We start from the raw sequence: 19,678 nt of genomic DNA on the forward strand, positions 1-19,678 counted from the left end.
GTCAGTTCCCTATCTCGGGGGCGTACGTGCCGAAGCTCCAGATGTTGCCCTCGGTGTCCCGGGCCATGTAGTCCCGCGAGCCGTAGGGCTGGTCGGTCGGGGGCAGCAGGATCTCCGCGCCGTGCTCCACGGCCCGCTGGTGGTGTGCGTCGACGTCGTCCACCACGACGTACACACCCGTCGGGCCCGCTTCGCCCATCGCCTCCGCGAAGACGCCGTCCCGGCCCTTGGAGCCGAGCATCACCGCGCCGTGCCCCTGCACCAGCTCGGCGTGCAGCACCGTGCCGTCCTCGGACTCGTAGACCGACAGCTCGGTGAAGCCGAAGGCCTCCGTGAGCTGTTTGATCGCCGCCTTCGCGTCCGCGTACAGCAGCGTCGGATAGACGCTCGGCCGTGCGCCCGTGCCAGCCATGCCCACCACTCCCTCGTGTGTTCATGCCGATGTGCGTTCGTGCCGGTGTGCGTTCGTGCCGCGGGGTCGGAAAGCCGTGTAATCGGCTTGTCGTTCAGTCTGGCACCCGCCACGCGGCTACGCTCTGCGTCTGATCCATGGGACGCCGGTGCCGAAGGGGTCGTGGTGGCCGTTCTGCCGGACCGGGCGACACCCCGCGCCCGTCTCCTCGCCCCGACCGCCGCCGCCCTCCTCGCGGTCCTCCTCCTCGCCGCGGTCCACCGGATCCGCCCGGCCCCCTACGGGGACCACCTCACCGTCCGCGCGCACGCGGAGCGGGACGCGGCGCCGCGCGCCCGTGGCACGGCCGTGGAGGCCTACGACCCGGTGACCGGCGAGCTCCGCTGGCGCTACGCGCGCGAGGGGCGACGGCCGGTGTCCGTGCTGGCCGCGCGCGGGCACGCGCTGGCGGTCTGGGACGACGGGCTCGTCACGGACACCGACGGCCGCTCCGTGCGCTGGCACCGCGCCCTGCCGGAGGCCGCCGACTGGCTCCCGGCCCAGGGCGGCACCGGCGTCCTGCGCCCCCTCGCCCGGGGCATCCTCGCCGTCGTCACCCCGCGCCGCATCGCCGCGTACCGCACCGCCGACGGCGACCTGCGCTGGGTGCTGCCCGCGCGCGCGGGATGCGCGTTCCGGCCCGAGCGTGCCGTACGTCACGGCCGGGCCCTGCTCGTCGCCCAGCCCTGCGCCGGGGACGACTGGACCGGGCAGCTCGTCGCCGTCGACGACCTGGGCCGGATCGTCCCGCACCGCGTGCCCTTCGGCGACGCGGCCCCCGCCCGACGGCGTCTCGAACGCCCGTACGCAGAAAAAGTGCTTGCATCGCACCGTTAGACTTGGCCCATGGCCATTCTCCTCGCGCATTAGACGGCGGGAACGTCCTCAGCCGCCCACCCGCCTCCCACCTCCGCTCTGGAGTCTGTCCGTGATCTCCGCCTCCGGTATCGAGCTGCGCGCCGGTGCCCGCATCCTCCTCGAGAACGCCAACTTCCGTGTCGCCAAGGGCGACCGCATCGGCCTGGTCGGCCGCAACGGCGCCGGCAAGACCACCCTCACCAAGTGCCTCGCCGGCGAGGGCATCCCCGCCGCCGGCACCATCACCCGCTCCGGGGAGGTCGGCTACCTCCCGCAGGACCCCCGCACCGGCGACCTCGACGTCCTCGCCCGCGACCGCATCCTCTCCGCGCGCGGTCTGGACGTCCTGCTCCGCAAGATGCGCGAGAACGAGCAGCGGATCGCGGGCGGCCAGGGCGCGACCCGCGAGAAGGCCCTGAAGCAGTACGAGCGCCAGGAGACCGAGTTCCTCACCAAGGGCGGGTACGCCGCCGAGGCCGAGGCCGCCACCATCGCCGCCGCGCTCAACCTGCCCGACCGGGTGCTCGGGCAGCCGCTGCACACGCTCTCCGGCGGTCAGCGCCGACGTGTCGAGCTGGCCCGGATCCTGTTCTCCGACGCGGACACCCTGCTGCTCGACGAGCCGACCAACCACCTCGACGCCGACTCGATCACCTGGCTGCGCGACTACCTCAGGACCTACCGCGGCGGCTTCATCGTGATCTCCCACGACGTCGACCTGGTCGAGACGGTCGTCAACAAGGTGTTCTACCTGGACGCCAACCGCTCCCAGATCGACGTCTACAACATGGGCTGGAAGCTCTACCAGCAGCAGCGCGAGGCCGACGAGAAGCGCCGCAAGCGGGAGCGGGCCAACGCCGAGAAGAAGGCCGCCGCACTGCATTCGCAGGCCGACAAGATGCGCGCCAAGGCCACCAAGACGGTCGCCGCGCAGAACATGGCCCGCCGCGCGGACAAGCTGCTGTCCGGCCTGGAGGCGGTCCGGCAGTCCGACAAGGTCGCCAAGCTCCGCTTCCCGGAGCCCGCGCCCTGCGGCAAGACCCCGCTGATGGCGGAGGGCCTGTCGAAGTCGTACGGCTCGCTGGAGATCTTCACCGACGTCGACCTCGCCATCGACAAGGGCTCCCGGGTCGTCATCCTCGGCCTCAACGGCGCGGGCAAGACCACCCTGCTGCGGCTCCTCGGAGGCGTCGAGCAGCCGGACACCGGCGCGGTCGTCCCCGGCCACGGCCTCAAGCTCGGGTACTACGCCCAGGAGCACGAGACCCTGGACGCCGACCGGACGGTCCTGGAGAACATGCGCTCGGCCGCCCCCGACATGGACCTCGTCGAGGTCCGCAAGGTGCTGGGCTCCTTCCTCTTCTCCGGCGACGACGTCGACAAGCCGGCCGGTGTGCTCTCCGGCGGCGAGAAGACCCGGCTGGCCCTCGCGACCCTGGTGGTGTCCTCGGCGAACGTGCTGCTGCTGGACGAGCCGACCAACAACCTCGACCCGGCCAGCCGTGAGGAGATCCTCGGCGCGCTGCGCACCTACAAGGGGGCCGTGGTGCTGGTCACCCACGACGAGGGCGCCGTCGAGGCGCTCCAGCCGGAGCGGATCATCCTGCTGCCGGACGGCGTCGAGGACCTGTGGGGCTCGGACTACGCGGATCTCGTCGCCCTGGCTTGATCGAATGAGTGATCCACTGAGTATGGATCATTCGGCCGATCCGTGATCCATCATCTGTGTGAGATCTCCTCGTATCGGAGTGTGTCCTACATCGATTTCGCGGCCGATCCCTTCGTCATCGAGGGATCGGCCGCTTCGCGTCTCTGACCTGGCACTTCGCGAAACAACCCGTTCGGCCGTACGACCGCGATCGTCTGGAATCGTCGATTCCGCTTGTGGGGATGCACTCCTGTCGTCAAAACCGTGTCTCACGGACCTTGCCGAATGGGTGGCCATCGGGCCCCGGAGGGGTGATCATGAGGAGACCAGAGCGCACTTCCCATGAGGAGGCACGGGTGGCCGAGACTCTGAAGAAGGGCAGCCGGGTGACCGGCGCCGCGCGCGACAAGCTCGCGGCAGACCTGAAGAAGAAGTACGACTCCGGTGCGAGCATCCGGGCGCTGGCCGAGGAGACCGGCCGCTCGTATGGCTTCGTGCACCGGATGCTCAGTGAGTCGGGCGTCACGCTCCGTGGGCGTGGCGGAGCGACCAGGGGCAAAAAAGCCGCATCGTCCTGATCCGGGCGGCCATCGGCTTCGATGGTGGCCACCCGGTCGGTCGGGTGATCGGCCGGGTGGTTACTGTGCAGTCACTTAGCTGACCGCACGCATCGGAGGCTCCCCATGGCTTCGCCCGAGAAGGACCCCGCTCCCCTGCTCGACCAGGACGGCGTACGGCTCACCGTCGACGACGCGCTCGCCACGGTGACGCTGACCAACCCGGCCAAGCGCAACGTGCAGAGCCCCGCTCTGTGGCGGGCGCTGGCCCAGGCCGGGCGGCTGCTGCCGGGCTCCGTCCGGGTGGTCGTGCTGCGCGGTGAGGGCAAGTCCTTCTCCGCGGGGCTGGACCGGCAGATGTTCACGCCCGAGGGGATCGAGGGCGAACCGACCTTCGTCGACCTCGCGCGCCGTGACGACGCCGAGCTCGACGCGACCATCGCCGGCTACCAGGAAGCGTTCACCTGGTGGCGGCGGAACGACATCGTGTCCGTCGCCGCCGTACAGGGGCACGCCATCGGTGCCGGCTTCCAACTGGCCCTCGCCTGTGACCTGCGCGTCGTCGCGCACGACGTGCAGTTCGCCATGCGCGAGGCCGCTCTCGGGATCGTGCCCGACCTGACGGGGACGCACCCACTGGTGGAACTGGTCGGATACGCCCGCGCGTTGGAGATCTGCGTGACCGGGCGGTTCGTGCAGGCCGAGGAGGCGGTGAACTCCGGGCTGGCCAGTATCGCGGTACCGGTCGGGGAACTCGACGGCACGGTCCGCGACTTCACGGCGGCCCTCCTCGCCGCGCCCCGCGACGCCGTCGTCGAGACGAAGGCCCTGCTGCGCGGAGCGGCCGGACGCACCTACGACGAACAGCGTGCCGCGGAGCGCCAGGCCCAGGCTCGGCGCCTCAGGGACCTGGCCGGCGCGGGCGAATGAGCCGTACGGGATCAGCCGACCGCCGTCACCGGGACGGCCACGGCCGGCTGGTCCCGTAGCGCCGGCCTGAAGCCCACCCGCGGATCACCGGGCACCATCAGAACCCGTGCCGCATCCCGCCATCCACCGGCACCATGATCCCCGTCAGATAGGACGCGGCCGGCGACAGCAGAAACGCGGCCACCCGCCCGAACTCCTCGGGCGCCCCGTACCGCCGCAGCGGAATCCGGGACTCGTTGGCGGCCCGAGTGGCCTCCGGATCGGCGGACAAGCCGTCCAGCTCGCGCACGCGATCCGTGTCGATGCGTGACGGAAGCAGCCCCACGACCCGAATCCCGCGCGGCCCCAGCTCGTCCGCGATCGACTTGGCGAACCCGGCGAGCCCGGGCCGCAGCCCGTTCGAAACGGTCAGCCCCGGAATCGGCTCGTGCACCGACGCGGACAGCACGAACCCGATGACCCCGCCCGACTCCAGCTCCGCCGCCGCAGCGCGAGCGACCCGGACCGCACCGAGGAACACCGACTCGAACGCGTCCCGCCACTGCTCGTCGCTGTTGTCGGCGACGAACCCCGGCGCCGGCCCGCCGACGCTGATCAGGACGCCGTCGAAGCCGCCGAAGCGCTCACGGGCGGCCGTGATCAGCCGAGCCGCGGCCTCCGGGTCGGCGTTGTCGACGGCCACCCCGGCGGCGTTCGGGCCCAGCTCGGCCGCCGCGTCGGCGACCCGCCGCTCGTCCCGTCCCGTGACGACCACCTTCGCCCCGTCGGCGACGAGCTCGCGCGCGGCGGCGTTGCCCAGCCCGCGCGTGGCCCCGGTGACGACGTACACCCGGTCCTTCAGTCCAAGATCCATGGCTCCTATCCTGCCCCGTCGGCCCCGAACAGGGCGAGGGCGGTGTTCACCAGGCCGATGTGGCTGAACGCCTGCGGGAAGTTCCCCAGCTGGCGGCCGGCCACCGGGTCGTACTCCTCGGACAGCAGCCCCACGTCGTTGGTGAGGGCCACCAGCCGTTCGAACAGCTCCCGGGCCTCCGTCGTCCGGCCCGTCATGTGCAGGGCGTCCGCGAGCCAGAAGGAGCACGCCAGGAAGGCGCCCTCCCCGCCGGGCATCCCGTCGACGGCCGTGTCATCGGTGTCGTAGCGGCGCACGAAGCCGTCGTGGCCGAGCTCGGCGCGGACGGCGTCGACGGTGCCGACCACCCGTGGATCGTCCGGTGGCAGGAAGCCGACGCGTGGGATGAGCAGCACGGCCGCGTCGAGTTCGCGGGAGCCGTAGGACTGCGTGAAGGTCTTCCGCACGGGGTCGTAGCCGTTCTCGCACACCTCCCGGTGCACCTCGTCGCGCAACGTGCGCCAGCCTTCCAGGTCGCCGTGCAGCTCCGGGTGCTCCTCCAGCGTGCGCACGGCACGGTCGGCGGCCACCCACACCATCACCTTGGAGTGCACGAACTGCCGCCGCCCGCCGCGCACCTCCCACAGGCCCTCGTCCGGCTGCCGCCACGCCGAGCGCAGGAACTCCAGCAGCACGACCTGCAGTGACCACATGTGCGGCAGCGGGGACATGCCCGCACGCCGGGCCAGCGTCAGCGAGTCGATGACCTCGCCGTACACGTCCAGCTGCAGCTGCCTGACCGCCTCGTTGCCGATCCGTACCGGCGCCGAGCCCGCGAAGCCGGACAGCCACGGCAGCTCGAACTCGGGCAGCCGGCGCTCGCCCGCCAGGCCGTACATGATCTGCAGATCCGCCGGGTCGCCCGCGACCGCGCGCACCAGCCAGTCGCGCCAGGCCTCCGCCTCCTTGAGGTAGCCCGCGGCCAGCAGGGCGCCGAGGGTGAGGGTGGAGTCGCGCAGCCAGCAGTAGCGGTAGTCCCAGTTGCGGACGCCGCCCAGTTCCTCGGGGAGCGAGGTGGTGGCCGCGGCGACGATGCCGCCGGTCGGCGCGTAGGTGAGGGCCTTGAGGGTGATCAGGGAGCGCACGACCGCGTCCCGGTACGGCCCGTTGTAGCGGCAGCGGGACGTCCAGCGCCGCCAGTCGGTGACGCTGGCGCGCAGGGAGTCGTAGGGGTCGACGAGCGGGGGGCGCCGGTGGTGCGAGGGGTGCCAGGTGAGCACGAAGGCGACCCGCTCGCCCTCCGCGAGGGTGAACTCCGAGTGCGTGCCGAAGTCCTCGCCCCAGGTGCGCACCGGCGGTTCGCTGCGCAGCCACACCGCGTCCGGACCCGCGACGGCCACCCGGTGACCGCCGGCCCTGCGCATCCACGGCACGACCGAGCCGTAGTCGAAGCGGATACGGAGGGTGCTGCGCACGGTGACCCGGCCGCTGACGCCCTCGACGATGCGGACGACGTCGGGGGCGCGGTCGCGCTGCGGCATCAGGTCGGTGACGCGGATGGACCCCTCCGGGGTGTCCCACTCGGTGTCCAGGACGAGGGTGTCCGGGCGGTAGGCGCGGCGGGTGCAGACGTCGGCGCCCTTGGGCGCGATCCTCCAGTGGCCGTTGTCCTCGTCTCCCAGGAGCTTGGCGAAGCAGGCGGCGGAGTCGAAGCGGGGCAGGCACAGCCAGTCGACGGAGCCGTCCCGGCCGATCAGCGCGGCGGTCTGCTCGTCGCCGATCAGGGCGTAGTCCTCGATGCGCGGGTGCACGGGTTTCCGGATTCCCGGTGGGCCGGTGCCGCAATCAGCCGGCTGGGCCGGGCAGGTGACCGCTCGCGGTCGCCGACCCGGTGCCCGAGAAGATCACGCCCGGGTCCGAGGGGGCCTGGTTCAGCACCCACAGGCCGATCAGCGTGGCCAGGGCGAAGACCACCGCGATCAGCACGGCGAGCACGAGCCGCCGCCGGCGCTCGCGGCGCAGCCACTCGCCGCGGGCCGTGCGATAGGCGTCGGGGGCGGCCCGGACCCCGTCCGCCAGCGCGGCGAGGGCCTCCCGCAGCTCCCGTTCGGTCCGGTTCCCAGTGGTGTCGTTCATCGCCGGGCCTCCATCGCCTGGGTCAGGGCGGCGAGGCCGCGCGCCGTGTGCGTCTTGACGGATCCGCAGGAGATCCCCATCGCCGCGGCGATCTCGCCCTCCTTCAGCCCGAGCCAGTGCCGCAGCACCAGCGCCTCGCGCTGCCGGGCCGGCAGCCGCTGGAGCGCGGTGATCAGCACGCGCTGGTCGTCCTGGAGGAGTGCGGCGCTCTCGGCGGAGGCGACCGCCTCGTCCCGCGGGCTCTCCTCGTGCCGGCGGGCCACCTGGAGGTGGCGTATCCGCATCCGGGTCAGATTGCAGACGGTGGAGCGCAGATAGGCCTCCGCCGCCTCGGTGTCCCTGAGCCGCCGCCACTTCCGGTAGATCTGGTAGTAGGCCTCGGCCACCACGTTCTCCGGGTCGTCGGCGCCGAGCAGCACGGCGAGGCGCAGCATCGAGGCGTAGTGCAGCTCGAACAGCCGGGCCAGGCCGGCCTCGCGGGCCAGGTCCTCCGGGTCGCTCGCCACCGGGGTGAGGGGTTCGGCCGGGGCGGCGGGCCGTGGCACGGGGGCCGGTGTGACGGGGGCCGGTGTGACGGGGGCGTTCTGTCTGCGTCTCACGGGTTGTTCGCTTCCGTCTCGGGGCGCCGCCCGGTGGTCAGGCGCGACGGCAGGTCGGTGAGGTCGGCGCCGCGCGGGACGCCGAGGCGTTCGAGGGCCGCGGTCCCGGCCACGGCGACGATCAGGTTGAGCAGCAGGGCCGCGAGCCCGGCGTAGACCTCCAGCGGTCCGAATCCCAGGGTCACGATGGACGAGAACCCCTCCCGCACCACCAGGAAGGTCCCGGCCGCCATCCCCACGCCCCAGCCGGCGAGCAGCGCCCGTGGATGCAGCCGCCCGGTGTACAGGCCCACGGCCACCGCCGGGAAGACCTGCAAAATCCAGACGCCGCCGAGCAGCTGGAGATTGACGGCGTCCTGGTCGCGCAGCCCGAACACGAAGGCCACCGCGCCGACCTTGGCGGTGAGCGACACCGCCTTGGCGATGCGCACCTGCCGCTTGGGCGTGGCGGTCGGGTGGACGTACTCGACGTAGACGTTCCGTACGAAGCTGGTGGCGGCGGCGATCGACATCACGGCGGCCGGGACCAGCGCCCCGACGGTGATGGCGCCGAACACCAGCCCGGCCAGCGGCCCCGGCATCAGCCGGTCCACCAGCATCGGTACGGCGGCCTCCGCACCGCCCCTGGGCGCCCGCACCCCCGTCGCGAGCGCCGCGATCCCGAGAAAGCCGAAGAGCGCGAGCAGCCCGGTCCAGGCGGGCAGGGCCACGGCCGCCTTGCGCAGGGTGCGCGGGCCGTCGGCGGCGAAACCGGCGGTGAGCACGTGCGGGTACATCAGCAGGGCCAGCGCGGAGCCCAGGGCGAGGGTGGCGTAGGCGGGCTGCTGCGCGGGGGTCAGGAGCAGGGGGGAGTGGGCCGGGTCGGGGCCGCCGAGCCGCCGGGCCGCGCCGTCGAAGACCGGGCCGGGGCCGCCGAGCCGGGCGAGCACCAGCCAGGTGACGGCGGTCAGCGAGACGAACACGGCGACCGCCTTGAGCGCGGAGATCACGGTGGGCGCCCGCAGCCCGTGCCGGTACGTCGCCACCGCGAGCCCCGCGAACAGCGCCACCATCGCCAGGTCGCCGGCCGCGCCCCGCGGGTACACGCCCCCCGCGGTCAGCACCGCGCGGATGCCCAGCAGCTGCAGCGCCAGGTACGGCATCGTGGCCAGGATCCCGGTCAGCGCGACCACCAGCGCCAGGAGCGGCGAACCGTACCGGCCGCGCACGAAGTCCGCGGCGGTGACGTAGCCGTGCCGGCGGGCCACCGTCCACAGGCGGCTGAGCAGTACGAAGGCCAGCGGGCAGACGATCACGGTGTACGGCACCGCGAAGAAGGCGGGTGCGCCGTTGCCGTAGGCGAGGCCCGGGACGGCGGTGAAGGTGTACGCGGTGAAGATCGTGCCGCCCAGCAGGAACCAGGTCCACACGGGGCCGAGGCTCCGGTCGGCCAGCGCCCAGCCCTCCAGGGAGGGCAGCCGGTCGTTCGGGCGCAGCCGGCGCGCGGTCACGGTGAGCAGCGACGCCCCGCCGATCACGGCGAGGAACGTCGCGGTCATGGCTGTCCCGGCCATGGGTCACCGTCCTTGGTGTGCCTGTGCCCTCGCGGGAGAGTTGCGCGAGCGCCCGGAACGGAGGACAGGGAATCGGCGGGAAATCTCCTGGAAATTCGCTGTCAACCCATTCCGGCGGGTGGGCAACTCTTGCACAGACCGATGGCGAGCGGGAGGGCCGCCGTCGCCGGTCGCCGCACTCCTCGTGTCACGGGGTGTGCCACACCATCGCCCAGGTGAGGAGCCGCCATGTCTGTGTCAGCCATGCCCGAAACCGCCTCAGAGGTGCCGGAAAGATCCCGTATGCCCCTGCGTTCGGTCCTGCTGTGGAGCGTCGTCTCCCTGCTGGGCGCCGTCGCCTGGGGCGTCCTCGCGCTGGCCCGCGGGGAGCAGGTCTCCGCGGTCTGGCTGGTGGTGGCCGCGCTCGGCTCGTACGCCATCGCCTACCGCTTCTACTCCCGCTTCATCGCCCGCCGCGTGCTGAAGCCGGACGACCGGCGTGCCACCCCCGCCGAGCGCCTGGAGGACGGCGTCGACTTCCAGCCCACCGACCGCCGGGTGCTCCTCGGCCACCACTTCGCCGCGATCGCCGGTGCCGGCCCGCTGGTGGGACCGGTGCTCGCGGCCCAGATGGGATATCTGCCCGGCACGCTCTGGATCGTCGCCGGAGTGATCTTCGCCGGGGCGGTGCAGGACATGGTGGTGCTGTTCCTGTCCATGCGGCGGGACGGCAAGTCGCTGGGGCAGCTGGCCCGTGACGAGATCGGCCGGGCGGGCGGCGCCGCGGCGCTGGTCGCGGTCTTCGCCATCATGATCATCCTGCTCGGGGTGCTGGCCCTGGTGGTGGTCAATGCCCTCGCCCACTCCCCGTGGGGCACCTTCTCCGTCGCCATGACCATCCCGATCGCCCTCTTCATGGGCTTCTGGCTGCACCGTTTCCGGCCCGGCCGAGTGGTCGAGGCCAGCTTCATCGGGGTCGCGCTGCTGGTGCTCGCCATCGTCGGCGGCAGCTGGGTGCAGGACTCCTCGCTGGCCGGCGCGTTCACGCTGAGCCCGACGACGCTGGTCTTCTGCCTGATCGGCTACGGCTTCGTCGCCTCCGTCCTGCCGGTGTGGATGCTGCTGGCGCCCCGCGACTACCTCTCCACCTTCATGAAGATCGGCACCATCGCGCTGCTCGCGGTCGGTGTCGTGGCCGCCGCGCCCGTGCTGCGCGCGGACGCGGTCAGCGAGTTCGCGGGGTCGGGTGCGGGCCCGGTCTTCGCGGGCTCGCTGTTCCCGTTCCTGTTCATCACCATCGCCTGCGGCGCGCTGTCCGGCTTCCACGCCCTGGTCGCCTCCGGGACGACTCCGAAGCTCATCCAGAAGGAGTCCCAGGTCCGGATGATCGGCTACGGCGCCATGCTGATGGAGTCGTTCGTCGCGATCATGGCGCTGATCGCCGCCGCGACCCTGGAGCCGGGCCTGTACTACGCGATGAACGCGCCCGCCGGCCTGCTCGGGACGACCGCCGAGTCGGCCTCGCACGCGGTGGCGGGCCTCGGCTTCACCATCACCCCCGACCAGCTGACCCATGCCGCCGAAGCCGTCGAGGAGCAGACGCTGATCGCCCGCTCCGGCGGTGCGCCCACCCTCGCGGTCGGCATGTCGGAGATCTTCTCCGGGGTCTTCGGCGGGACCGCGATGAAGGCCTTCTGGTACCACTTCGCGATCATGTTCGAGGCGCTGTTCATCCTGACGACCGTCGACGCGGGCACCCGGGTCGGCCGCTTCATGCTCCAGGACATGCTAGGCAATGTGTGGAAGCCGGTCGGCCGGGTCAACTGGAAGCCCGGCATCTGGCTGTGCAGCGGACTCGTCGTGGCCGCCTGGGGCTACTTCCTCCACTCCGGCGCCACCGACCCGCTCGGCGGGATCAACCAGCTCTTCCCGCTCTTCGGCATCGCCAACCAGCTCCTCGCCGCCATCGCCCTCACCGTCTGCACGACCGTCCTCGTCAAGTCCGGGCGGCTGCGCTGGGCCTGGGTCACCGGCATCCCGCTGGCCTGGGTGGTAGCGGTCACCTTCACCGCCGGCTGGCAGAAGATCTTCTCCGCCGACCCCCGCGTGGGCTTCTTCGCCCAGCGCGCGCGGTACGCCGACGCCATCGACGCCGGGCAGGTCCTGCCGCCCGCCAAGAACCTCGACGAGATGCACACCGTGGTCACCAACTCCACCGTCGACGGCGTCCTGATCGCACTGTTCCTGCTGCTGGTCGCGGTCGTCATCGTCAACGCCGCGGTGGTGTGCGTCCGGGCGGTCCGCGCGCCGGGGGCGCTGCCGACCACCGAGGCGCCGTACGTCGAGTCCCGCATCGACGTGCCCGAGCAGGCCGGTGAGCCCCTGGTCGGAGCCCGCTCGTGAACGTCCGGCGGTGGGCGCGGGCCGTGCGCTGGTACCTGCGCGAGCTGACCGGGGAGGCCGAGTACGACCGCTACCGCGAACGCCACCTGCGCCGGGAGCCGCTCGCGCCGGTACCGACCCGCCGGGAGTACGAGGTGCTGCGCACGCGGCACCGGGAGACACATCCGCAGGGCCGCTGCTGCTGACGCGCGCACCGACGCCGTGGGGCGGGCGCGCCGCCCGTCCCACGCCCTACCCCACCGGGACCGAGATGCTCAGACGCCGCCCCGCCCTGGTGATCCGCCCCGAACTCGACGACCACGCCCTCCACCGGACGCTGGCCGACTCCGTACGGCGCAGCCGTTCCACGGGCTCGGCGTCGGCCGTACCCGGCCCCTCTGGGAGCCGGTCGCCCGGCTGCTGCGGGACACGGGGGAGGACTGGGACCGCCGGGCGCACCGGCTGTCCGTACTGGCGCGGCACCTGCCGCCCGCGGTGTCCGAACGCTGGTCCGCCGACCGGCCCGGGGACGGCGACGCCCTGGTGCTGCGGGCCTGCGCGCTGTCGGCGCGGGCCCCGTCCGCGGGGCGGGACGCCGCCCGGGAGGCCGAGCGGGCGTGTCTGCGCGCCGCCGGGGCGTGCCCCGGGGACCCGGCGCCGTGGCTGGCGCTGCTGGAGCTGATGCAGGGGTTCGCCGTCCCGGTCCGGGACGCGGCGCCCGTGTGGACGGAGGCCGTCGACCGGGCCCCGTGGCAGCGGGCCGCCTACCACCGGATGCTGCGCTATCTGTCCCCGCGCGGGCACGGCACCGTCGCCGGCATGCTGGACTTCGCCCGGCAGGTCGCGGCCCGCGCGCCGTACGGCTCACCGCTCGCCCTGCTCCCCGTCGCGGCCCGTGTGGAACTCGTCGCCCACCGGCAGCGGCGGATGCCGCTGGGGGCCGACGGACACTGGCACGAACCCATGGCCGCCGAGGAGGTGGAGGCGGCCCTGACCGGCTGGTTCCGGGCCGGCACCGCGTCGCACGCCGAGGCCGTCGCCGACCTGAACATCCTCGCCTTCGCCCTGACCCGGACCCACGGCCCGGCCGAGGCCGCACCCGTCTTCAGACGTCTCGGCCGCTACATGACACCCGAGCCCTGGGACCTGCTGCCCGAGCCGGAGCGCACCTTCCGCTACTGGCGTGAGCGGCCGGGCACATGAGGGTTCACACCGCGGCGGTCGCCGGCTCCTCGCTCGGCTGCTCGGCCGCCTTCGCCCGGTCGCGGGCCTCGCGGCGGGCCAGGACGAACCAGCCGTACGGGACGCCCGCGGCGAACAGCCACCACTGGATCATGTACGCGTAGTTCAGCGGGGCGTCTTCCTTGCCGGGGTCGGAGATCTGCTCGGGGGTGTCGCCCTTCGGCTCCGGAGCCGTCTGCTGGATGTAGCCGCCGAGCACCCGGGCGCCGAGCCGCTGGGCCTCCCGCTCGCTGTTGATCAGCATGATCTGCCGGTCCGGCAGCCCCTTGACGTCCTTGATGCCGCTGGCCGCCGTCGTCTCGTCGGCCATCAGCCGGCCGGTGACGGTGATCCGGCCGCCGGGCGGCGCGGGGATCTTGGGGAAGGCGGTCTGCGCTCCGTCGGCGGGGATCCAGCCGCGGTTGACCAGCACCACCTTGCCGTCCGTCAGGACGAACGGGGTGAGGACATGGAAGCCGACCTCGTCGTCGGCGTTGACGCGGCGCCGGACGACGACCTCGTGCGCCGTGTCGAAGGTGCCGGTCGCGGTGACGGTGCGGTACTTGTCGGCGCGGGTGACGGCATGCCCCGGGGAGGTCAGCTTCTCCACCGGCACGGCCTTGGCCGCCAGCGCGTCGGCGACCTGCTGGTTGCGGGCGCTGCGCATCTCGTACCGGTGCTGCTGCCAGAAGCCCAGCCAGATCATCGTGGGGATCAGAAGCAGGGCGATCAGGGTGAGGATCACCCACTGGCGGGTGAGCAGGAAGCGGTAGCTGTGCACCCCACGACCGTACAACTCGGTCGTGGGGCGCATTCGGGCGGGTACCGGTCACACCTTGTCGACGATGCCCACCTTCCCCTCGGCGCGCGCGCAGTGGGCGCCGCAGTACCACTGGCCCTCGACCTCGACGCCCTGGCCGATGATCTGGACCCGGCAGTGTTCGCAGAGGGGCGCCATGCGGTGGATCGCGCAGGAGAAGCAGTCGAAGACGTGCACCGCGCCCTGGGCGTGCACCTCGAAGGTCATGCCGTAGTCATTTCCGCAAACTTCACATCTCGCCATGCGCCACAGGGTGAGCCGTCGCCGTCGCCCGGGCGAGCGGGCGCCGGGCGAGTCGCCCGGCAATCACCCATCCGTACGGTCACTGCTCCGACGCGGGCTCCACGTCCGCGAGGAGCTGCCCGAAGGCGGCCTCGTCGACGACCGGCGTCCCGTACTGCCGCGCCTTGGCCGTTTTCGACGTGCCCGAGTCGGGATCATTGGTGACCAGCAGGCTGGTCAGCCGGGACAGGCTGGTCGCGACGTGCAGCCCCGCCTCGGTCGCCCGGTCCTCCAGCAGCTCGCGGTCGACCGAGGTGTCCCCCGAGAACGCGACCCGCATGCCCTGCTTGAGACGTTTGCCCTCTTCGTACCGCCCCGGGTTGGGATAGGGGCACGCGGGCCGCTTGCGGGACTGGCGCCAGCTGCCGGACGGGTAGCCGCCGTAGCCCCCGCCGCCGCCCGCCTGGCGGCCGATCCGGGGCGCGGGCCGGTCCTGCCACTCCGTCAGCGGCCGGCACTCCAGCAGCGGCAGCCGTACCCCGCCCTCCGCCGCGGCCCGCAGACTCGGCCGGAACGCCTCCGCCAGCACGCGCGCGTCGTCCAGCGCGTGGTGCGCGCGCCGCTGCACGACACCGAAGTGGGCCGCCAGCGACTCCAGCTTGTGGTTGGGCAGCGGCAGGGCCAGCTCCTTGGCGAGCGCGATCGTGCACAGCCGCTGCCGCACCGGGGCCTCGCGCTCCGCGCGCGCGTACTCCCGGGCGATCATCTGCCAGTCGAAGACGGCGTTGTGCGCGACCAGCACCCGCCCCTCCAGCCGGGCCGCGAACTCCTCGGCGATGTCCGCGAAGAGCGGCGCGCCCTCGAGCACCTCGCTCGTCAGACCGTGGATCCACACCGGACCCGGATCGCGCTCCGGATTGACCAGCGTGTACCAGTGGTCCTCGACCTCGCCGCGCGCGTCCAGCCGGTAGACGGCGGCGGAGACTATCCGGTCGTCCCGGGCCAGGCCCGTGGTCTCCACGTCAACGACCGCGTATCCCTGGGGATACGCGGCCGGCCACAGGGTGGGGGAGGACGCCGCCGTCGTGAGGTCTTCGAGCATGGTCACTGAGGATACGGGCCACGACTGACAGTCCCCTCCCGGAGGTTCGGGCCTTGCCGCAAATGTCCACGTGCGCGCCTATGGACCTTTTCACCGGCCGGTGCGACCGTGCCGCCCGTCGGTTGACGGCCCCGAGAAGGGCGGTACGGCGTATGGCACGCGTACGGTACGGCGCGCGGACCGAGGCGGAGGTCACGGCCGCGCGCACCGCGAGCGCGAAACTCCCCGACATCTGGTCCACCGGTGTGGTGGCCCTCTGGGAGACCGATCCGGACGCGGTGGCGGCGGTGCTGCCGCCCCCGCTCAAACCGAGCGGACGCCCCCTGGTCCGGGTCGGCATCAGCAAGGTCGACCTGCCCGGATATCCCCTCGGCGCGGGCTCGTTCGCGGTCGCCGCCGCCCACGACGGTGTCGAGGGCTGGTACCCGCTCGTCATGCCGATGACCCACGAGCGGGCCCTCACCGGCGGCCGCGAGGTCTTCGGCGAGCCCAAGAAACTCGGCGAGGTGACGGTGGAACGGGACGGTCTCGTCGTCCGCGCGTCGATGGCCCGGCACGGCATCGCCTTCGTCGAGGTGCGCGGCGCGGTGAGCGGGCCGCTGCCGCCGCCCGAGCCGTCGCGGAAGACCGACTTCTACTTCAAGTTCCTCCCGGCCGTGGACGGTTCGGGCTTCGACGCCGACCCGGTGCTGGTGCACTGCGTACGCCACGAGAAGGCACGCAGACTGGAGGCGGTCACCGGGGACGTCGTGCTGCGCGAGTCCCTGTACGACCCCGTCGCCGACCTCCCCGTCCACCGCCTGCTGGAGATCACCTTCGGTGAGAAGACCAGCGACCAGCGCGGGCGGGTCGCCGAACGGGTCGACGCGCGGGCGCTGTTGCCGTACATCCACCAGCGTTACGACGACCCCCGGCAGATCCTCGACGCCCCACCCGAAGGGAACACCTGATGGAGCTTCGGGAAGGACAGGTCGCCGTCGTCACCGGCGCCGCGAGCGGGATCGGCCTCGCCATGGCCCGGCGGTTCGCGGCCGAGGGCCTGAAGGTCGTTCTCGCCGACGTCGAGGAGGCCGCCCTGGACAAGGCCGCCGACGACCTGCGCGCGGACGGCGCGGACGTGCACGCGCGCGTGGTGGACGTCGGCGTCCGCGAACAGGTCCTGGACCTCGCCGAGTCGGCGTACGCGACGTACGGCGCCGTGCACGTCCTGTGCAACAACGCCGGGGTCGGCTCGGGCGCCGAGGGACGGATGTGGGAGCACGACCCGAACGACTGGCAGTGGGCCTTCGCGGTCAACGTGTGGGGCGTCTTCCACGGCGTCCAGGCCTTCGTGCCGCGCATGCTCGCCTCGGGCGAGCCCGGACACGTCGTCAACACCTCCTCCGGCGACGGCGGCATCGCCCCGCTGCCCACCGCCTCCGTGTACGCGGTCACCAAGGCGGCCGTGGTCACCATGACCGAGTCCCTGTACGCCCACCTGAAGGCGGAGCACGCGCGCGTGGGCGCCTCGGTGCTCTTCCCCGGACCGCACATGCTGCGCACCGGCCTGTGGGAGTCGCACCGCAACCGGCCCGCCCGGTACGCCAAACAGCGGCCCCGCAGAACCCCGTACCGCAGCCTCGACCAGTGGGAGGCGGCGATGCGCGCGGCGGGCCGCGACGTCCGTTTCACCCCCGTCGAGGAGGTCGCGGACCTCGTCGTGACCGGCATCCGCGCGGACCGCTTCTGGCTGCTGCCGGAGAGCGAGCACAGCGACGCACAGATCCGGGCCCGGGCGCGTTCCATGCTCGACCGGGCGCACCCGTCGTACCTCGAACACTTCATCCTGGACTGACAGGAGGCCGATGTGACCGACCAGGACACGACGACCGACCGGGACCCGTACCTGATCGTCTCCTCCGACTGCCACGCCGGGCTGCCCACCGAGGAGTACCGGCCCTACCTGGAGGCCCGTCACCACCGGGACTTCGACGAGTTCCTCGCGGGACGCGACCGGCGCCGCGAGGAGATGACCCGGCTCGGCATCCGCAACGAGGCGTTCGCGGACAAGTGGTTCCAGGACAACGAGGAGGGCCTGCGCGGCGGCTGGGACACCGCGCAGCGCCTGAAGGAGCTCGACGGGGACGGGGTGGCCGCCGAGGTGGTCTTCCCGGACGCCGACGCCGTCGACAGCCGTACGGCGGCCCCCTTCGGCGTGGGCCTAGGCCTCTCCGGCGACCACGACCCGGAGCTGGGCATGGCGGGCGCGCGGGCGCACAACCGCTGGCTGGCCGACTTCGTCTCCGAGCACCCCGAACGGCACTGCGGGGTCGCCCTGCTGCCGGTCACGGCCCCCACGGAGAAGGTCGTCGCCGAGATCCACCGCGCCAGGGAGTCCGGACTCGGCGCCCTGATGATCCCCTCCATGTGGGTCGACAAGGAGCCCTACCACGACCGCCGCTACGACCCGGTGTGGGCGGCCGCCGCCGAGTGCGGGATGCCGGTCCTCACCCACTCCGGCGCCGCGCCCCGCCACGAGTACGGCGACCACCTGGGGATCTTCGTGAGCGAGGTGACCTGGTGGCCGGCCCGCCCGCTGTGGTTCCTGCTCTGGTCCGGCGTCTTCGAACGCCACCCGGGCCTGCGCTTCGGCGTCGCCGAGTCGGGCTGCTGGTGGCTGCCGAACCTGCTGTGGTTCATGGACCGCCTCTACCTCGGCGCCCACGGCGGCAAGAAGCTCTCCCCCTTCCAGGAACTCAAGCGCCCGCCGCACGAGTACCTCGACCGGCAGGTGTTCGTCTGCGCCACCAACACCAAGCGCCGCGAACTGGCCCAGCGCTACGAGATCGGCGTCGACAACATCCTCTGGGGCAGCGACTTCCCGCACCCCGAGGGCACCTGGCCCGACACGCGCGGGTGGCTCAAGCGCACCTTCCACGACATCCCCGTGACCGAGACGCGCCGCATGCTGGGCCTCGCGGCGGCCGAGGCCTTCGGCTTCGACGTGGCGAGGCTGACCCCGCTGGCCCGCCGTATCGGCCCCACACCCGCCGAACTGGACCAGCCGGACGACCAGGCGGCCGTCGAGGCGAGCTGGGCACGCGCGCGCGAGGTGGGCCGGCACTGGCTGACCGGCCACGACTTCCCGGCCCTGGGGGTGACCCCGTGAACCCTTCGGGTGCGGACCGCTACACCGTCATCTCCGCCGACTGCCACGCGGGCGCCGACCTCCTCGACTACAAGCCGTACCTGGAGCGGCGGTACCACGAGGACTTCGACGCCTGGGCGGCCACGTACGTCAACCCGTACGAGGACCTGCTCGCCGACGCCGCCGACCGGAACTGGGACTCCGAGCGCCGCCTGGCCGAGCTGGAGGCGGACGGGATCGTCGCGGAGGTGGTCTTCCCGAACACCATCCCGCCCTTCTTCCCCTCCGGCTCGCTGAGCGCGCCCACGCCGACCCCGGAGGAGTTCGGCCGCCGCTGGGCCGGACTGCGCGCCCACAACCGCTGGCTGGCGGACTTCTGCGCCGCCGCGCCGGGCCGCCGGGCGGGCGTCTTCCAGATCCTCCTGGGCGATGTCGAGGAGGCCGTGCGGGAGATCCGGTGGGCGGTCGGGGCCGGACTGAAAGGAGGGGTGCTGCTCCCGGGTACGCCCCCGGGCTCCGGTCTGCCCGAGCTGTACTCGGCGTCGTACGACCCGGTCTGGGCCGTCTGCGCCGACCTCGGCGTCCCCGTCAACCACCACGCCGGCTCGGCCTCCCCGCCGCTCGGCGACGAACCGGCCGCCCGCGCGGTCTTCATGGTCGAGACGACCTGGTTCTCCCACCGCGCGCTGTGGCACCTCGTCTTCGGCGGCGCCTTCCGCCGCCACCCGGACCTCAGGCTGGTCCTGACCGAGCAGGGCTCGGGCTGGATCCCCGGGGTCCTCGACATGCTGGACTACTACCACGGCCGCCTGGTCGCCGCCGCGACGCGGGCGTCCACGGCGGAGGCCAAGTTCGGGGCGGGCCTGGCGGCCGGCATGGGCGCGCCCCCTTCCGAGGTCTGGCGCGACAACTGCCACGTCGGCGCCAGCTTCATGCGCCCCCACGAGGTGCCGCTGCGCGACCGCATCGGCGTCGACAAGATCATGTGGGGCAGCGACTACCCCCACGACGAGGGCACCCACCCCTACACCCGCGAGGCCCTGCGCTTCGCCTTCGCGGGCGTGCCCCGGGACGAGCTCACCGCCATGCTCGGCGGCAACGCCGCCCGCCTCTACGGCTTCGACCTGGACCTGCTGGACCCGATCGCGGCGAAGACCGGGCCCACGGTGGCGGAGATCGCCGAGCCCCTCCCCGAACCGCCCGCCGACGCGACCAGCCCGGTGTTCGCGCGAGGAGCGTCGGTACGGGTGTGGTGACGGCC

Annotated in this window: 20 protein-coding genes; 11 read left to right on the top strand and 9 right to left on the bottom strand. The window is 72.6% G+C overall.

All coding sequences use genetic code 11. The features are described 5' to 3' along the window. Position 1: 1 nt before the first annotated feature. Positions 2 to 412 carry a VOC family protein gene (locus tag ACZ7L0_RS11050; protein WP_471242137.1) on the bottom strand — a complete coding sequence of 137 codons (411 nt, stop codon included), beginning with the start codon at positions 410 to 412 and terminating at the stop codon, positions 2 to 4. A gap of 165 nt (positions 413 to 577) precedes the next feature. Here ACZ7L0_RS11050 and ACZ7L0_RS11055 point away from each other — a divergent pair, with 165 nt between their 5' ends. The 4 genes from ACZ7L0_RS11055 to ACZ7L0_RS11070 all read left to right on the top strand — a co-directional run bounded on the left by ACZ7L0_RS11055 (position 578) and on the right by ACZ7L0_RS11070 (position 4,444). After that, positions 578 to 1,288: a PQQ-binding-like beta-propeller repeat protein gene (locus ACZ7L0_RS11055; protein ID WP_471242138.1), complete on the top strand. Its 711-nt coding sequence runs from the start codon at positions 578 to 580 to the stop codon at positions 1,286 to 1,288. A 91-nt stretch (positions 1,289 to 1,379) separates the two neighbouring features. Then, complete coding sequence (locus ACZ7L0_RS11060; RefSeq protein WP_471242139.1) at positions 1,380 to 2,978, top strand: ABC-F family ATP-binding cassette domain-containing protein; 1,599 nt, start codon at positions 1,380 to 1,382, stop codon at positions 2,976 to 2,978. Positions 2,979 to 3,313: 335 nt separating this feature from the next. Further along, positions 3,314 to 3,535, top strand: a complete 222-nt coding sequence (locus ACZ7L0_RS11065; RefSeq protein ID WP_004002281.1) for a helix-turn-helix domain-containing protein — start codon at positions 3,314 to 3,316, stop codon at positions 3,533 to 3,535. A 105-nt stretch (positions 3,536 to 3,640) separates the two neighbouring features. Beyond that, a complete protein-coding gene (locus ACZ7L0_RS11070; RefSeq protein ID WP_471242140.1) occupies positions 3,641 to 4,444 on the top strand; it encodes an enoyl-CoA hydratase/isomerase family protein in 804 nt (267 codons plus the stop codon). 97 nt (positions 4,445 to 4,541) lie between these two features. Here the strand turns inward: ACZ7L0_RS11070 and ACZ7L0_RS11075 are convergent, their stop codons facing one another. From ACZ7L0_RS11075 to ACZ7L0_RS11095, 5 genes are read right to left on the bottom strand one after another with little or no spacing between them, the layout of a single operon-like run. Next, positions 4,542 to 5,297, bottom strand: a complete 756-nt coding sequence (locus ACZ7L0_RS11075; RefSeq protein WP_471242141.1) for an SDR family oxidoreductase — start codon at positions 5,295 to 5,297, stop codon at positions 4,542 to 4,544. Between the two features lie 5 nt (positions 5,298 to 5,302). Beyond that, a complete protein-coding gene (locus ACZ7L0_RS11080; protein ID WP_471242142.1) occupies positions 5,303 to 7,087 on the bottom strand; it encodes a glycoside hydrolase family 15 protein in 1,785 nt (594 codons plus the stop codon). 34 nt (positions 7,088 to 7,121) lie between these two features. Then, entirely contained in the window at positions 7,122 to 7,412 is a 291-nt protein-coding gene (locus ACZ7L0_RS11085; RefSeq protein WP_471242143.1) for a hypothetical protein, read from the bottom strand. Continuing rightward, positions 7,409 to 8,011, bottom strand: coding sequence for a sigma-70 family RNA polymerase sigma factor (locus tag ACZ7L0_RS11090; protein ID WP_471242144.1), 603 nt, complete (start codon positions 8,009 to 8,011; stop codon positions 7,409 to 7,411). Before ACZ7L0_RS11090 ends, ACZ7L0_RS11085 begins: the two co-directional genes overlap by 4 nt. Then, the gene (locus ACZ7L0_RS11095; protein WP_471242145.1) at positions 8,008 to 9,564 is read right to left on the bottom strand and encodes a sodium:solute symporter family protein; all 1,557 of its coding nucleotides are present in this window, start codon (positions 9,562 to 9,564) and stop codon (positions 8,008 to 8,010) included. The genes ACZ7L0_RS11090 and ACZ7L0_RS11095 overlap by 4 nt, the downstream gene beginning before the upstream one ends. A gap of 228 nt (positions 9,565 to 9,792) precedes the next feature. Here ACZ7L0_RS11095 and ACZ7L0_RS11100 point away from each other — a divergent pair, with 228 nt between their 5' ends. From ACZ7L0_RS11100 to ACZ7L0_RS11110, 3 genes are all read left to right on the top strand, one after another. Beyond that, the gene (locus tag ACZ7L0_RS11100; protein ID WP_471242146.1) at positions 9,793 to 11,946 is read left to right on the top strand and encodes a carbon starvation CstA family protein; all 2,154 of its coding nucleotides are present in this window, start codon (positions 9,793 to 9,795) and stop codon (positions 11,944 to 11,946) included. Continuing rightward, positions 11,943 to 12,131 (top strand): YbdD/YjiX family protein, encoded by a 189-nt coding sequence (locus tag ACZ7L0_RS11105; protein WP_471242147.1) that lies wholly within the window; start codon positions 11,943 to 11,945, stop codon positions 12,129 to 12,131. The genes ACZ7L0_RS11100 and ACZ7L0_RS11105 overlap by 4 nt, the downstream gene beginning before the upstream one ends. Before the next feature lie 289 nt (positions 12,132 to 12,420). Further along, a complete protein-coding gene (locus ACZ7L0_RS11110) occupies positions 12,421 to 13,128 on the top strand; it encodes a hypothetical protein (RefSeq protein WP_471242148.1) in 708 nt (235 codons plus the stop codon). A 4-nt stretch (positions 13,129 to 13,132) separates the two neighbouring features. Here ACZ7L0_RS11110 and ACZ7L0_RS11115 read toward each other — a convergent pair whose 3' ends face one another. The 3 genes from ACZ7L0_RS11115 to ACZ7L0_RS11125 form a co-directional block, all read right to left on the bottom strand. Next, the gene (locus tag ACZ7L0_RS11115; protein ID WP_471242149.1) at positions 13,133 to 13,927 is read right to left on the bottom strand and encodes an SURF1 family cytochrome oxidase biogenesis protein; all 795 of its coding nucleotides are present in this window, start codon (positions 13,925 to 13,927) and stop codon (positions 13,133 to 13,135) included. 48 nt (positions 13,928 to 13,975) lie between these two features. Next, entirely contained in the window at positions 13,976 to 14,209 is a 234-nt protein-coding gene (locus ACZ7L0_RS11120) for a hypothetical protein (protein WP_471242150.1), read from the bottom strand. Positions 14,210 to 14,288: 79 nt separating this feature from the next. Next, positions 14,289 to 15,290: a DEDDh family exonuclease gene (locus ACZ7L0_RS11125; RefSeq protein ID WP_471242151.1), complete on the bottom strand. Its 1,002-nt coding sequence runs from the start codon at positions 15,288 to 15,290 to the stop codon at positions 14,289 to 14,291. A gap of 152 nt (positions 15,291 to 15,442) precedes the next feature. Between ACZ7L0_RS11125 and ACZ7L0_RS11130 the strand changes: the two genes are divergently transcribed. The 4 genes from ACZ7L0_RS11130 to ACZ7L0_RS11145 are packed head-to-tail and all read left to right on the top strand — an operon-like array spanning position 15,443 to position 19,673. After that, on the top strand, positions 15,443 to 16,240 hold the full coding sequence (locus ACZ7L0_RS11130; RefSeq protein ID WP_471242152.1) for an acetoacetate decarboxylase family protein: 798 nt from the start codon (positions 15,443 to 15,445) through the stop codon (positions 16,238 to 16,240). Beyond that, positions 16,240 to 17,124, top strand: a complete 885-nt coding sequence (locus ACZ7L0_RS11135) for an SDR family NAD(P)-dependent oxidoreductase (protein WP_471242153.1) — start codon at positions 16,240 to 16,242, stop codon at positions 17,122 to 17,124. The genes ACZ7L0_RS11130 and ACZ7L0_RS11135 overlap by 1 nt, the downstream gene beginning before the upstream one ends. A gap of 12 nt (positions 17,125 to 17,136) precedes the next feature. Further along, positions 17,137 to 18,438: an amidohydrolase family protein gene (locus ACZ7L0_RS11140; protein WP_471242154.1), complete on the top strand. Its 1,302-nt coding sequence runs from the start codon at positions 17,137 to 17,139 to the stop codon at positions 18,436 to 18,438. Continuing rightward, entirely contained in the window at positions 18,435 to 19,673 is a 1,239-nt protein-coding gene (locus tag ACZ7L0_RS11145; RefSeq protein WP_471242155.1) for an amidohydrolase family protein, read from the top strand. Before ACZ7L0_RS11140 ends, ACZ7L0_RS11145 begins: the two co-directional genes overlap by 4 nt. Positions 19,674 to 19,678 lie beyond the last annotated feature (5 nt).

The sequence above is a fragment of the Streptomyces sp. NPDC039424 genome (assembly GCF_055639495.1).